The organism is Rhizobacter sp. P3_B12, assembly GCF_056402895.1.
In genome coordinates, this window is sequence record NZ_JBFUGN010000069.1 from 1 (window position 1) to 13,735 (window position 13,735).

Here is a 13,735-nt window from a genome sequence, read left to right on the forward strand (position 1 = left end):
TTTCATGGCCCGTCGCCCAAACTCCCGCCACTCACTTCGTTCGTTGTGGTCAAACAGTGGGCGACAGTCAGTGCACGAAGCGTGCTGCGCACGCGGGCCATGAAACCAGCCAGCTCCGGCGCCCCGTCCCTATTGGCGCTCCACAGCCTCCCCGCACCCGCCTTCTGCCACCGCCCTGCTTCTGGGGAGGTGACAAGCGAACAAATGAGGATTAAGCCCGGGTTGCACCCGGGCGCGCCATGCGTGTTTTCTGTGCATCGAGCCGCTGGTTCGGCAAAGCCAGCAGCACCTACGAACGTCGCAGGGGGACCACGATCACCAGCGACAGCAGCGCGCCAGCGAGCAGCGGCCACAGCCACCAGCGCGCCGCCCAGCTCGCGTACGGCGTCATGCCCTCGCGGCCTTCGACCGGCGCCTGCAGCACCCCCATCGTCAGCGGCGGCAGCTGGTGCGTGACCCGCCCGGTGTGGTCGATCACCGCCGTCACGCCGGTGTTGGTCGCGCGCAGCATCGGCCGCTGGAACTCGATCGCCCGCATGCGCGAGATGTTCAGGTGCTGCGCCAGCGCGATGGTGTCGCCGAACCAGCCGATGTTGCTGAGGTTCGCGAAGATCGTCGGCGCCCGCTCCGGCTCGCGGAAATGCGCCGCCAGCTCCTCGCCGAACAGATCCTCGTAGCAGATGTTGGGCGCGATGCGCTGGCCCTTCACCTCGAACGACGGCGCCCCGACCGGGCCGCGGTTGAAATCGCCGAGCGGGATGTTCATCAGCTCGGTGAACCAGCGGAAACCGGTCGGGATGAACTCGCCGAACGGCACCAGGTGGTGCTTGTCGTAGCGGTAGAAGCCGCCCGGCCACTTGGCGGTCTCGCGCGACAGCCCGACCGCCGAGTTCGTGTAGCCGGCCTCGAAGCTGCCGAGCGGCACGCCGATCAGCGCCGCCCGGTCGCCGCGCTGGAAGCCGGCAGCGAGCGCGGCCCAGTAGCCCTCGGGCAACTGGTCGGGCAGCAGCGGCACGATGGTCTCGGGCGCGAGGATCAGGTCGCCGCGCGCCGATTGCAGCGTGGTCGCCGCCCACACCAGCGCCTGCGGCAGCTTGTCCTCGGCGAATTTCTCGTCCTGCGCGACGTTCGATTGCAGCAACGACAGCTGCAAACTGCCGCTGCCGCGCGTGAAATTGACCGGCTGCATCGCGGCCAGCCCGCCGACCACCGCCACGCTCGTGATGACGCCCAGCCCGCCCGGCCCGACACCGTTGCGCAAGCCGATCACCGCCAGCGCGCCGAGCAGCGCCGCCACCCAGCCGATGCCGTGCACGCCGATCCACGGCGCCAGCCACGCGAGCGGGCTGTCGACGTGCGCATAGCCCGAGGCCGCCCACGGGAAGCCGGTGAACAACAGCTCGCGCGCCAGCTCGGCCAGCAGCCAGCAGGCGGCGAACACCAGCGCATCGACGACCAGCAGGTTGCGCCGCAGCACGCCGAACAGCGCCATCGCCGCCGCGAAATACAACGCCAGGAAGGCCGACAACGCCACCACCGCAGCGCCCGCCATCCAGGCCGGCAGGCCGCCGTAGCGGTGCATGCTGACGTAGAGCCAGAACGTGCCGGCCACGAACCAGGCCGTCGCGAACGCCCAACCCAGCAGCGCCGCCCGGCGCGGCGAGGCCCGGCTGACCCGGAACGCGAGGCCGGCGACMGCCAGCAACTGCAGGATCCACGCGTGCGTGTAAGTGGCAGCCAGGCTGTGCACCCCGCCGAGCACCAGCACCATCAGCAGGTCCAGGCCGAGGAACATGTTCTCGGAGGCGCCGACCTCGCGGCGGGCGCCCCGGCGGCCGATGCCGGGCGGGGGCGCCGGCGCCTGCGGCTCCACCCGGCTCTGCGTCTTACGCACCGTCTTCGCCCACGGCCGCCTCGGGCGCGCGCGTCACCTTGAACCAGCGCACCGCGCCGCCGCGCGTCAGCATCACCGTGAAGATCAGGCTGCCGACCGGCACCGCCTCGCCGCGGCGCGGCACCCGGCCCAGCTCCTGGGCGACCAGGCCGCCGATGGTGTCGAAATCGTCCAGCGGCAGCACCTCGCCGAAGGATTCGTTGACCGACTCGATCGTGGTGTCGCCGGCCACCCGGTGGCTGCCGTCGGCCAGCGTGTAGATGCCGGATTCGCCGTCCTTGTCGTCGAATTCGTCCTCGATCTCGCCGACGATCTCTTCCAGCACGTCCTCGATCGTGATCAGCCCGGCGGTGTTGCCGAACTCGTCGATCACGATCGCCAGGTGGTTGCGGTTGGAGCGGAAATCGCGCAGCAGCTCGTTCAGGCCCTTCGATTCGGGCACGAACACCGCCGGGCGCAGCAGCGTGCGCAGGTTCAGTTCGGGCGCCCGCTGCAGCTTCAGGAGGTCTTTCGCCATCAGCGTGCCGACGATGTTCTCGCGCTGGCCCTCGAAGACCGGGAAACGGGAATGGCCGGTGCCGATCACGAGCGCCAGCAGTTCGTCGTACGGGGCCTCGATGTCGAGCAGGTCCATGCGCGGGGCGGCCACCATCGCGTCGCCGGCGGTCAGGTCGGCCATGCGGATGACGCCCTCGAGCATCATCCGCGACTCGGGCGCGATCACCTCGCGGTTCTCCGCGTCGGCCAGCGTCGAGATCAGCTCGTCCTTGGAGTCGGGGCCGGGCGACATGAATTCCATCAGCCGCTCGAACAGGCCGCGCTTGTCCGCGGGAGCGGGATGCTTGTCGGCGCTTCGGGAAGATCGACTCGGGTGGGGGTCTGACATCGCGCCGGGGCGAGAGTTCTACAGGGGCAAAAGCTTACTCGAAGCAGGGAGTCACACGGGGTTGACACATCTGATACCTTGAACAAAAGTTTTTCGGCCGCATCTGGCCCGCTTCCTTGTCAAGGACCGACATTCCATGAGCCTCATCCCCGCCACCATCCTGACCGGCTTCCTCGGCTCGGGCAAGACCACGCTGCTCAAGCGCGTGCTGACCGAAGCGCACGGCCAGAAGATCGCCGTGATCGAGAACGAGTTCGGCGACGAGAACATCGACAACGAGATCCTGGTGCAGGACACCCAGGAGCAGATCATCCAGCTGAACAACGGCTGCGTCTGCTGCACGATCCGCGAAGACCTGCGCACCACGCTGAACGACCTGGCCGAGAAGCGCCGCAAGGGTGAACTGAGCTTCGACCGCGTCGTGATCGAGACCACCGGCCTGGCCGACCCCGGCCCGGTCGCCCAGACCTTCTTCATGGACGACGAGATCGCCGAGAGCTACCTGCTCGACTCGATCCTGACCCTGGTCGACGCCAAGCACGCCGAATCCCAGCTCGACACCCGCCAGGAGGCGCGCCGCCAGATCGGCTTCGCCGACCAGATCTTCATCAGCAAGACCGACCTGGTCGACGCCCCGGCGGTCGATGCACTGATCCACCGGATCAAGCACATGAACCCGCGGGCGCCGCAGCGCAAGGTGCACTTCGGCGAGGTGCCGCTGGCCGAGGTGTTCGACCTGCGCGGCTTCAACCTGAACGCCAAGCTCGACATCGACCCCGATTTCCTGAAGGCGGACGACCACGACCACCATCACCACCATGGCCACGATCACGACCATGACCATGACCACGAGCACGGCGAACACTGCGACCACCCGCACCACCATGTGCACGACGACGACGTGAAATCCTTCGTCTTCCGCTCCGACCGGGCGTTCAACCCGGCCAAGCTGGAGGATTTCCTCGGCGCGATCGTGCAGGTCTACGGCCCGAAGATGCTTCGTTACAAGGGCGTGCTCAATATGAAGGGCAGCGACAAGAAGGTGATCTTCCAGGGCGTGCACCAGCTGATGGGCAGCGACCTGGGGCCGGCCTGGGCCAAGGGCGAGAAGAAGACCAGCAAGATGGTGTTCATCGGCCTGGACCTGCCGAAGGAAATCTTCCTGCAGGGGCTGGAGCAGTGCCTCGTGTGACTCCGCTGAAAATCGCATCGAAATTCCCGTCGAGCCGGAAAACAACGTGGCTACAATCCGCGGCGCCCAAGTTTGGCTGCGGGGTGATTGCCCACCCCGCGGAGCGGGTATAACAGCCGTTGCGAGGAGATCTCAGTGACAAAGACCCCGGCCCAGCGAGCAACACCATCCAAGCCAGCGGCCAAAAAGCCTGCCTTGGCTACCAAGACCGCGGTCAAACCAGCTGCCAAGGCCCCGGCCAAGGCAGCCGCTGCGCCGAAGGCGCCAGCCGCCAAGGCACCGGCGGCCAAGCCCGCGGCGAAGGCGGTGCATGCACCGGCCCCGCCGGCCAAGCCGGTCGCCAAGGCGGCCGAGGTGGCCGCGCCGAAGCCAGTGGCCGTCAAGCCGCCGCCCGCCCCCAAGCTCTCCGCCGCCGCCCGGGCATCGGCAGCGGCCTCTTCACCGGCCCCGATTCCACCGGCCACGTCCCGTTTCGCAGACCGCTTCGCGCCTCCGCGGCCGCCCACCCGACAGATGAATTCTCTTGTGACCGACATTTCCAAGCACGAACACAAAGCCGACCCGAAGCTCGCCAACGCCTGGAAGAGCAAGCCGGGCGAAGCCCTGACCGACGACGAGCTGCAGGCCATGCCCGACAGCGAGTACATGAACGAGAAGCAGCTGGCCTTCTTCAAGGCCCGGCTGCAGCAGCTGAAGGACGATCTGCTCAGCAACGCCGGCGAAACCACCGAGCATCTGCGCGAAGACACCTCGATCGTCCCCGATCCTGCCGATCGCGCGACCATCGAGGAAGAGCACGCGCTCGAGCTGCGCACCCGCGACCGTGAGCGCAAGCTTCTGAAGAAAATCTCACAGTCGCTGGGCCGCATCGAGGCCGGTGACTATGGTTTCTGCGACGAAACTGGCGAACCGATCGGATTGGGCCGCCTGATCGCACGGCCGACCGCTACACTGTCCCTCGAAGCCCAGCAACGGCGCGAGCTCAAGCAGAAGATGTTCGGCGACTGACAGAATCCTTTCGCGCACCCCGTCACCCGACATGTCGGATCAGAAAGACAACACCAGCTTCTTCCGAAAGGTTGTCAAGTTCGTGGCCAACCCGGCCACGGACTGGGCGCAGCTCGGCACCCCCACGGAAGAAGCCCGCGAGAGCGAATACGCCAAGTCCGAGCTGAAGGCGATGATCGAGCGCAAGCGGCGCAACGATTTCGTCCGCAAGCGCGAATTCGACATGCTGCGCAAGGTGCGCCGCGAAGGCCTGACCAGCGAACAGCTGGCAGCGCTGGGCGGATCCTCCCGCCTCGACGACTCCGAAGCCCGCATGCAGGACAGCGGTGCCAAGCCGGATGTCGGCGTGAAGGCCAAGATCGACGAGATCGAGCAGCAGATGGTCGGTGACGGCCTCGCCTCGCCGTCGCGCCGCCCGCCCTCTTTCTACGACGCACCGACCCAGCCGGCCGCCATCGGCTACGCGGCGACCGAGCCCGACCAGAGCCGCATCCGCCCCGAGCCGGCCCGTGCGAACGGTGCGCGCCCGCCCGCAGCCAACCCGGTCACCCCCGCCCGCCCGCCTGCCGGCGCGCCGGCCACGGTCGTGATGGGCGCCGGCCTGTCGCCGTTGTCGCCGCTGAACCTCGACATCGGCGGCGGCGACCTGGGCAGCCCGTATGCGGTGGAAGTGAGCGAAGTCGCCCACGRCCCCGAACTCGACGAAGCGGTGATCGCGTTCGCGAATGCCGATTTCGAGAGCTGCGAATCCTCGCTCGCCGCGCTGACCGGCCAGGGCGGCCCGCGCGCCCAGCACGCCGAGACCTGGCTGGCGCTGTTCGACCTGTACCGCGCGATCGGCCAGCACCACAAGTTCGAGAGCCTCGCGATCGACTACGCCCAGCAGTTCGGCTGGTCGGCGCCGCAGTGGTTCTCGATGCCCAAGCTGGTGGCCGAGGCCGCTGGCGAAGAGCGCCGCCCCAGCTCGCGCATCGACGGCCAGGTCGGCTGGGTGTGCCCGAGCATCGTCGATGCCGACGCGGTGGCCCGGTTGCGCTCGCAATCGCTGCAGATGCCGCTGCCGTGGGTGTTCGACTGGAGCTCGCTGCAAAGCATCGACGCCGAGGCCTGCGCGCGCATGAGCGAGCTGTTCCGCGGCTGGATCAACGAGCCGCTCGACATGCGCTGGCTCGGCGGCGACCGCCTGATGCAGRTGCTGCAGGATGCGGCGCCCACCGGCGTGCGCGATGCCGACCCCGTCTTCTGGCAGCTGCGCCTCGATGCGCTGCGCATGGCCAACCGCGCCGACCAGTTCGACGAAGCGGCCATCGACTACTGCGTCACCTACGAGGTGTCGCCGCCGTCGTGGGAGAGCGCGAAATGCCAGGTGCGCATCAGCGGCTCGAACATGAGCACGCAGTCGCCGCCGATGTCGGTCGTCAGCGATGTGTCCACCAGCTTCCTCGAATCGCAGATGCCCGACGAACCGGGCGTGCAGGTCGCGGGGGTCGAGCTGTCCGGCCAGCTGGTCGGTGACATCGGTGCCACGCTGACGAAGATGAACGACGAACTGGGCCATGCCGAGGTCGTCAACGTCTCCTGCGCCCGGCTGATCCGCGTCGACTTCATCGCGGCCGGCGACCTGCTGAACTGGGTGCTGGCGCGCCGCGGCGAGAACCGCTCGGTGACCTTCTCCGAAGCGCACCGCCTCGTCGCGCTGTTCTTCGGCGCGATGGGCATCAACGAGCACGCCAAGGTCAAGGTCCGCGTGGTCTGAATCCCGGGTCACAATCTTCGGCTTGAAGCCTCGCGCTTCGCCCGAATCTGAGACCCCATGGATCAATACCACGGCACCACCATCCTGAGCGTGCGGCGCGGCAACCTGGTCGCGCTCGGCGGCGACGGCCAGGTCACCCTCGGCAACGTCGTCGTCAAGGCCACGGCCCGCAAGGTGCGCAAGCTGTACCGCGACCAGGTGCTCGCCGGCTTCGCCGGGGCCACCGCCGACGCCTTCACCCTCTTCGAACGCTTCGAGGCCAAGCTCGAGAAGCACCAGGGCCACCTGGTGCGCGCCGCGATCGAGCTGACCAAGGACTGGCGCACCGACCGCGTGCTGCGCCGCCTCGAGGCCATGCTCGCCGTGGCCGACAAGGAGGCCTCGCTGATCATCACCGGCAACGGCGACGTGCTCGAGCCCGAGAAGGGCATCGTCGCGATCGGCTCCGGCGGCTCGTACGCGCAAGCCGCGGCGATCGCGTTGCTGGAGCACACCGACCTGCCGCCGCAGGACATCGTCAAGCGCTCGCTCGAGATCGCCGGCGACCTGTGCATCTACACGAACCAGAACCACACGATCGAAATCCTGGGCGAAAGCACCCGATGAGTTCCATGACCCCGCAAGAGATCGTTTCTGAACTCGACCACCACATCGTCGGCCAGGCCGGCGCCAAGCGCGCGGTCGCGATCGCGCTGCGCAACCGCTGGCGCCGCCAGCAGGTCGACGGCGCGCTGCGCGGCGAGATCACGCCGAAGAACATCCTGATGATCGGCCCGACCGGCGTCGGCAAGACCGAGATCGCGCGCCGGCTCGCCAAGCTGGCCGATGCGCCGTTCATCAAGGTCGAGGCGACCAAGTTCACCGAGGTCGGCTACGTCGGCAAGGACGTCGACACCATCATCCGCGACCTGGTCGACATGGCCGTCAAGCAGGAGCGCGAGACGCAGATCAAGCGCCAGCGCGTGCGTGCCGAAGACGCCGCCGAAGACCGCGTGCTCGACATCCTGGTGCCGCCGCCGCGCGCCGCGAGCAGCGATTTCGGCCTGACGCCGACCACGCCGGCCGCGCCGGCGGCCGACAACACCGCGCGCCAGGTGATGCGCAAGCGGCTGCGCGAAGGCTCGCTCGACGACAAGGAGATCGAGATCGAGGTGGCCGACACCAAGCCGACGCTCGACATCATCGGCCCGCCCGGCATGGACGAGATGGCCGAGCAGCTGAAGGGCATGTTCGCGAACCTCGGCCAGGGCAAGCGCAAGCTGCGCAAGCTGAAGATCGGCGAGGCGCTGAAGCTGCTGGTCGACGACGAGGCGGCCAAACTCGTCAACGAGGACGAGATCAAGACCGCGGCGCTGCACAACACCGAGCAGAACGGCATCGTGTTCCTCGACGAGATCGACAAGGTCGCGTCGCGCAACGAATCGAGCGGCGCCGATGTCTCGCGCCAGGGCGTGCAGCGCGACCTGCTGCCGCTGGTCGAGGGCACCACCGTCAACACCAAGTACGGCATGGTGAAGACCGACCACATCCTGTTCATCGCGTCGGGCGCCTTCCACCTGAGCAAGCCGAGCGACCTGATCCCCGAGCTGCAGGGGCGTTTTCCGATCCGCGTCGAGCTCGGCTCGCTGAGCGTCGACGATTTCGAGGCCATCCTGACGCAGACGCACGCGAGCCTCGTCAAGCAGTACCAGGCGCTGCTCGCGACCGAGGGCGTCACGCTCGAGCTGCGGCCCGACGCCATCCGCCGCCTGGCGCAGATCGCCTTCGACGTCAACGAGCGCACCGAGAACATCGGCGCGCGGCGCCTGTCGACGGTGATGGAGCGGCTGCTCGACGAGGTCAGCTTCGACGCGCCGAAGCTCGCCGGCCAGACGGTGTCGATCGGCGCGGCCGAGGTCGACGCGAAGCTCGGCGAACTGGCGAAGAACGAAGACCTGTCGCGCTACATCCTCTGAGCCTGCGCGGCCGCCTCGCGCCGCCAGGCGCCGGGCGGCAGGCCGGTGACGCGCTTGAACGCCTTGTTGAAGGCCGGCTCGGAGTCGTAGCCCACCTGGGCCGCGATGCCCGCGAGCGGTGCATCGCCGGCCCGCAGCAGGCAGCCGGCCCGGAACATCCGCCAGCGCGTCAGGTACTCAAGCGGCGGCTCGCCCACCTGCTGGCGGAAACGCTGCGCGAACGCCGAGCGCGACAGGCCGGCCACCGACGCCAGTTCGTCGACGGTCCAGGCCCGCGCGAGTTCATGGTGCATGCGGCGCAAGGCCGCGCCGATGCGGCGATCGGCCCACGCCGTCAGCCAGCTCGCACCCGCCCCCTCGTCCAGCGCAACGGCCTGCGCATGCGAGCGCACCGCATGCACGAACAGCACATCGGCGAGCCGGCTGATCACGGTGCCGGAACCGAGCGCGGGCGAGCCGGTCTCGACCGCGAGCATCTGCAGCGTGGCCTCGAGCAGCCGGCTGCGGTCGTCGTCCAGCCGCGCCAGCAGCAGCGCGGGGATCAGCTCGACCAGCGGCTTCGCCGCCAGCGCATCGAATTCGAACCAGCCGGTGATCACGGTGGCCGGTGCGCCACCGCCGCCCAGCGTCACGACACCGCCGACGTGGTCGCGCACCGTCTCGCTGCACGGCCGCGTCGCGGAACCGGGGGCGTCGCTCAGCACGTAGCGCGAGCCGCGCGCCATCACGAAGCAATCGCCCGCCGCCAGCGCGACCAGCGGCCCGGCACCGTCGAGCTGCAACAACGCACTGCCCCGCACGACGAGCCCGAAGCGGGCCATGCGGCCGGCCGCGAAATCCAGCCCCCAGGGCGCGCTCAGTTCGAGCCGTGCGTACAACGCGCTGCGCACCCGCATCGCGGCAAAGATGTCATCGAGGGGATCCATCGCTCTTTGGACGGCCAGACAAGAGATCGAGCGTAGCAGGCATTCATCGTCCTGAATCTGGCTTCCAGAATGGACGTATCCACTCTGGACGAGATCACGATGCGAAGCCTTCACCTGGATGCCGACCACCCCGCAGCGCCCCTGGTGGTGCGAGACACGCCAGCGCAACCGATCGGCCCCACCGATGTGCGCGTGCGCGTGCACGCGGTGTCGCTGAACCGGCGCGACCTGATGATCCGCGCCGGCACCTACCCGGTTCCGTTGACGCCGGGGGTCGTGCCGGTCAGCGACGGTGCGGGTGAGGTGATCGAGGTGGGCCGCGCGGTGACGCGTTTCGGGGTCGGCGATCGCGTGACCAGCAGCTATTTCCCGCAGTGGACCGAGGGCCGGCTGAGCCTGGCGCAGGCGATGCAGCAGACCGGCTGCAGCCTGCCGGGCTGGCTGGCCGACGACGTGGTGGTCGACGAAGCATCGGTGCTCGCGATGCCCGCGCACCTCGGCTTCGACGAGGCGGCCACGCTGCCGTGCGCCGGGCTGACCGCCTGGAACGGCCTGACCGGCGGCCGCCCGGTGCGCGCCGGCAGCACGGTGCTGACGCTCGGCGCCGGCAGCGTCGCGGTGTTCGCGATCCAGTTCGCGAAGGCGCTCGGTGCCCGCGTGATCGCGACGACTTCCAGCGACGACAAGGCGGCGCGGCTGAGGTCGCTCGGCGCGGACGAGGTCGTCGACTACCGGCAGCAGGCCGACTGGGACCGCGAGGTGCTGCGCCTGACCGACGGCCGCGGCGCCGACCATGTGATCGAGGCGGTCGGGCCGGCCACGCTGGAGCGCTCGTTGCGCTGCGCCGCGTGGGATGCCGACATCGGCTTGATGGGCGTGTTCGGCACCGACGACGCCCGCCTCGACCCGCGCGCCTTCAGCGGCCGGCTGCTGACGCTGCGCCGCCTTGCCGTCGGCAGCCGCAGCGACTTCGAGGCGATGAACCGGCTGATCAGCGCGCACCGGCTGAGGCCGGTGATCGACCGCGTGTTCCCGATCGATCAGGCCGAGGCCGCCTACCGGCACCTGGCCGACGGCGCGCACCTCGGCAAGGTGGTCATCCGCGTGAGCGGCTGATCACGGCGCCGGGATCACAGCGCCAGCCGATGCGACTGCAGCTCCAGCAGCCCGTCGAAGATCAGCGTGTCGACCGTCTCGAACGGCAGCGGCACGATCGGCGCCAGCTTCACGGCCGCGCCGCCGGTCATGATCAGCGCCGGCGCCTGCCCGGTGCGCTCGCGCAGCTTGCCGGCCATGCGCTCGATCGCGCCGGCCATCGCATGCGCGCCGCCGCTCATCAGCGCATCGCTGGTGTTGGTCGGGAAATCGACCACCTCGCCGGTCGGAGCCTTCAGGCCCGCGGTGCCCATCTCGAGGGCGCGCAGCATCAGCCCGAAGCCCGGCAGGATCACGCCGCCGATGAAGCGGCCGGTTTCATCCAGCGCATCGACGGTGACCGCCGTGCCCACCATCACCACCAGCGCCGGCCGCGGCGCACCGGCCGCCCGCACCCGCTGCCAGGCGCCGATCAACGCGACCCAGCGGTCGGTGCCGAGGCGGTTCGGGTGGTCATAGCCGTTGGTGACGCCGGCGGCATGCGCGGTCGAGACCACCCAGCGCGGCTCGATCTGCCAGTGCGCGAGCTGCTCCAGCTGCTCCTCGACCTCGCGCCGGATGCCCTCGCCGGCCACCACGCAGCCCAGCATGCTGCTCGGTGGCGGCAGGTTCTTCCATTCGGTGTCGGCCAGCCGGTCGATGGTTTCGAGGAAGACGGCGCCGTGCGCCAGCAGCCGCGCGCCCGGTTGCGGACTGCTGTAGTGCGCCCACTTGAGCCGCGTGTTGCCGATGTCGATGGCCAGGAACGTCATGGCCGCAAGGGTAACCGCTGCCGCCCGGGCGACAGGCCGGCGGCCGGCAAACCCGGGAAAGTCCCGGGCCCGCGGGCCGGCCGCTTCAGGCCGCCGATGGCGAGTTGACGGTGCGCAGCAGGTCGCGCGCGCGGGCGATCGTCTGGGCGGCCCAGATGCCCTTGAACGGCTTGGTGATGCGTTGCTCCACCTCGTCGAGCAGCGCCTCGATGTCGTTGCGCGAACGCGCACGCTTCAGGCGCATCAGCGTCAGCGAGCCGGCGACCGGCGCCTCGGCCTTCACGGCGCGCATCAGGATCGCGCGCGCTTCGTCGAGCGCGGCATCGGCTTCGTCCAGCGGCGCCAGGTCGGAGATCGGCAGGTCGCCGAGCATCGAATCGGTGAGCACCGACTCCGGCTGCAGGCTCAGCGATGGCGGCAACGGGCCGGAGACGGTGTCCAGCGGCAGGTCGACATCGAGCGGTGCCAGGCCGGAATTGCCCTGCATCGACCCGGTGCCCTGCGTGAACATGATCAAGCCCATGGCCACCAGCTCGTCGAAGATCTGGTCGGGCACGCCCGCCTGCACGGCAAGCTGCCGCACCTGGCTCTCGCGCCTTCGACCATCGACCAGCAGCAAGACCGTGCGATGCCGCTGTCCCAGTTTTCGTTGTCGACTGCCCAACTCGTCGACGCCTTCTGGCGTCTTCACGGGGATATTGATGCTCGGCACGGAACCACTCCTGATGTTCTGCCCTGGCGCCCCCTCCGGCGCCGTACTTCTGAACGGCGCGATTGTGCCGCCGGAATCGGGTCGGGTAGACCATGATTCCCCGCAACGGAGTGCGGCCGCCCGCCGCGAAGTATCGGCGATACACTCGCGATTGACGTATACGTCAATTGCAACGAACGGAGTCCACGTGACGACCAAGGCACCGGATGGGGCGGATTTCCAGTATGCGGACGCCGGGAGCAAGAAGCGCGCCTTCGACCTCTTCGCGATCGATCCCGGCGCGAAGCCGTTCTCGACCGGCRACAAGGCGGCCGACAAGGCCGCGGTCGACGCGCTGGCACTGGAGCTCGACGAACTGCAGAACCTGTTCTATGCCGACCGCCGCTTCAAGCTGCTGGTGGTGCTGCAGGGCACCGACACCAGCGGCAAGGACGGCACGCTGCGCGGCGTGTTCGGCCAGATGAGCGCGCTGGGCGTGCAGACGGTCGGCTGGAAGGCGCCGACCGCCCCGGAGCGCGACCACGACTACCTGTGGCGCATCCACCAGAAGGTGCCGGGTGCCGGCGAGGTGATGGTCTTCAACCGCAGCCACTATGAAGACGTGCTGGTGCCGGTGGTGAACGGCTGGATCACGCCGCAGCAGGCGCGCCAGCGCTACGCCCACATCAACGACTTCGAGCGCATGCTGGCCGAGACCGGCACCGTGGTGCTGAAGTTCATGCTGCACATCTCGAAGGACGAGCAGCGCGCCCGGCTGCAGGAGCGGCTGGACGACCCGACCAAGAACTGGAAGTTCGCGCCCGACGACCTCACCGTGCGCAAGCAGTGGAAGGCCTACCAGCAGGCGTATGCCGATGCGATCGCGGCCACCGGCACGCGCTGGGCCCCGTGGACCGTGGTGCCGGCCGATTCGAAGACGCACCGCAACCTGATGATCGCGACGCTGGTGAAGCGCGCGCTGGTCGGGTTGAAGCTGCGCTACCCGCCGGCCAGCGACGACCTCGCGAAGCTGCGCGTGCGCTGACACGGAGACGACCGCATGACTGACTTGTCCGCCGAGTTCAAGGCTTTGGCCGCCTATCGTCCAACGCACAAGGTGCGCTTCGTCACTGCCGCGAGCCTGTTCGACGGCCACGACGCGGCGATCAACATCATGCGGCGCATCCTGCAGGGCATGGGCGCCGAGGTGATCCACCTGGGACACAACCGCTCGGTCGACGAGGTGGTCACCGCGGCGCTGCAGGAAGACGTGCAGGGCATCGCGATCAGCAGCTACCAGGGCGGGCATGTCGAGTACTTCAAGTACATGGTCGACCTGCTGCGCGAGCGCGGCGGCGCGCACATCCAGGTGTTCGGCGGCGGCGGCGGCGTGATCGTGCCGGCCGAGATCGCCGAACTGCAGCGCTACGGCGTGAGCCGCATCTACAGCCCCGAAGACGGYCAGCGCATGGGCCTGCAGGGAATGATCGGCGAGATGGTGATGCGCTGCGACAAGGATC

At 68.8% G+C, this 13,735-nt stretch carries 13 protein-coding genes; 8 read left to right on the forward strand and 5 right to left on the reverse strand.

What is annotated here, in order from left to right:
- Positions 1–289: 289 nt before the first annotated feature.
- Together lnt and AC1D01_RS06410 are read right to left on the reverse strand one after the other, a co-directional pair.
- Positions 290–1,894 (reverse strand): apolipoprotein N-acyltransferase, encoded by a 1,605-nt coding sequence (gene lnt / locus AC1D01_RS06405; protein ID WP_477865231.1) that lies wholly within the window; start codon positions 1,892–1,894, stop codon positions 290–292.
- Complete coding sequence (locus tag AC1D01_RS06410) at positions 1,887–2,780, reverse strand: CorC family transporter (RefSeq protein ID WP_477865232.1); 894 nt, start codon at positions 2,778–2,780, stop codon at positions 1,887–1,889. Before AC1D01_RS06410 ends, lnt begins: the two co-directional genes overlap by 8 nt.
- 136 nt (positions 2,781–2,916) lie before the next feature.
- On the opposite strand from AC1D01_RS06410, the gene AC1D01_RS06415 reads away from it, so the two are divergent.
- From AC1D01_RS06415 to hslU, 5 genes are all read left to right on the forward strand, one after another.
- Positions 2,917–3,972 carry a CobW family GTP-binding protein gene (locus AC1D01_RS06415; RefSeq protein WP_047509974.1) on the forward strand — a complete coding sequence of 352 codons (1,056 nt, stop codon included), beginning with the start codon at positions 2,917–2,919 and terminating at the stop codon, positions 3,970–3,972.
- A 195-nt stretch (positions 3,973–4,167) separates the two neighbouring features.
- Positions 4,168–4,980 carry an RNA polymerase-binding protein DksA gene (dksA, locus tag AC1D01_RS06420; RefSeq protein ID WP_477865233.1) on the forward strand — a complete coding sequence of 271 codons (813 nt, stop codon included), beginning with the start codon at positions 4,168–4,170 and terminating at the stop codon, positions 4,978–4,980.
- Positions 4,981–5,011: 31 nt separating this feature from the next.
- Positions 5,012–6,736, forward strand: a complete 1,725-nt coding sequence (locus tag AC1D01_RS06425) for a hypothetical protein (protein WP_477865234.1) — start codon at positions 5,012–5,014, stop codon at positions 6,734–6,736.
- Between the two features lie 57 nt (positions 6,737–6,793).
- Complete coding sequence (gene hslV / locus AC1D01_RS06430; protein WP_477865235.1) at positions 6,794–7,342, forward strand: ATP-dependent protease subunit HslV; 549 nt, start codon at positions 6,794–6,796, stop codon at positions 7,340–7,342.
- Positions 7,339–8,691 carry an ATP-dependent protease ATPase subunit HslU gene (gene hslU, locus AC1D01_RS06435; RefSeq protein WP_477865236.1) on the forward strand — a complete coding sequence of 451 codons (1,353 nt, stop codon included), beginning with the start codon at positions 7,339–7,341 and terminating at the stop codon, positions 8,689–8,691. Before hslV ends, hslU begins: the two co-directional genes overlap by 4 nt.
- On the opposite strand, the gene AC1D01_RS06440 is transcribed toward hslU, so the two are convergent.
- Positions 8,679–9,617 carry an AraC family transcriptional regulator gene (locus AC1D01_RS06440; protein ID WP_477865237.1) on the reverse strand — a complete coding sequence of 313 codons (939 nt, stop codon included), beginning with the start codon at positions 9,615–9,617 and terminating at the stop codon, positions 8,679–8,681. The two genes, hslU and AC1D01_RS06440, sit on opposite strands and share 13 nt — an antisense overlap.
- 99 nt (positions 9,618–9,716) lie before the next feature.
- On the opposite strand from AC1D01_RS06440, the gene AC1D01_RS06445 reads away from it, so the two are divergent.
- On the forward strand, positions 9,717–10,733 hold the full coding sequence (locus AC1D01_RS06445; RefSeq protein ID WP_477865238.1) for a zinc-dependent alcohol dehydrogenase family protein: 1,017 nt from the start codon (positions 9,717–9,719) through the stop codon (positions 10,731–10,733).
- Positions 10,734–10,747: 14 nt separating this feature from the next.
- Here AC1D01_RS06445 and AC1D01_RS06450 read toward each other — a convergent pair whose 3' ends face one another.
- Entirely contained in the window at positions 10,748–11,524 is a 777-nt protein-coding gene (locus AC1D01_RS06450; protein WP_477865239.1) for a type III pantothenate kinase, read from the reverse strand.
- Positions 11,525–11,609: 85 nt separating this feature from the next.
- The gene (locus AC1D01_RS06455) at positions 11,610–12,236 is read right to left on the reverse strand and encodes a hypothetical protein (RefSeq protein WP_477865240.1); all 627 of its coding nucleotides are present in this window, start codon (positions 12,234–12,236) and stop codon (positions 11,610–11,612) included.
- A 187-nt stretch (positions 12,237–12,423) separates the two neighbouring features.
- Here AC1D01_RS06455 and AC1D01_RS06460 point away from each other — a divergent pair, with 187 nt between their 5' ends.
- Positions 12,424–13,260: a PPK2 family polyphosphate kinase gene (locus tag AC1D01_RS06460; RefSeq protein ID WP_477865241.1), complete on the forward strand. Its 837-nt coding sequence runs from the start codon at positions 12,424–12,426 to the stop codon at positions 13,258–13,260.
- 15 nt (positions 13,261–13,275) lie between these two features.
- Positions 13,276–13,735 (forward strand): cobalamin B12-binding domain-containing protein (locus AC1D01_RS06465; protein WP_477865242.1); only part of this gene is annotated, 460 nt, incomplete at its 3' end.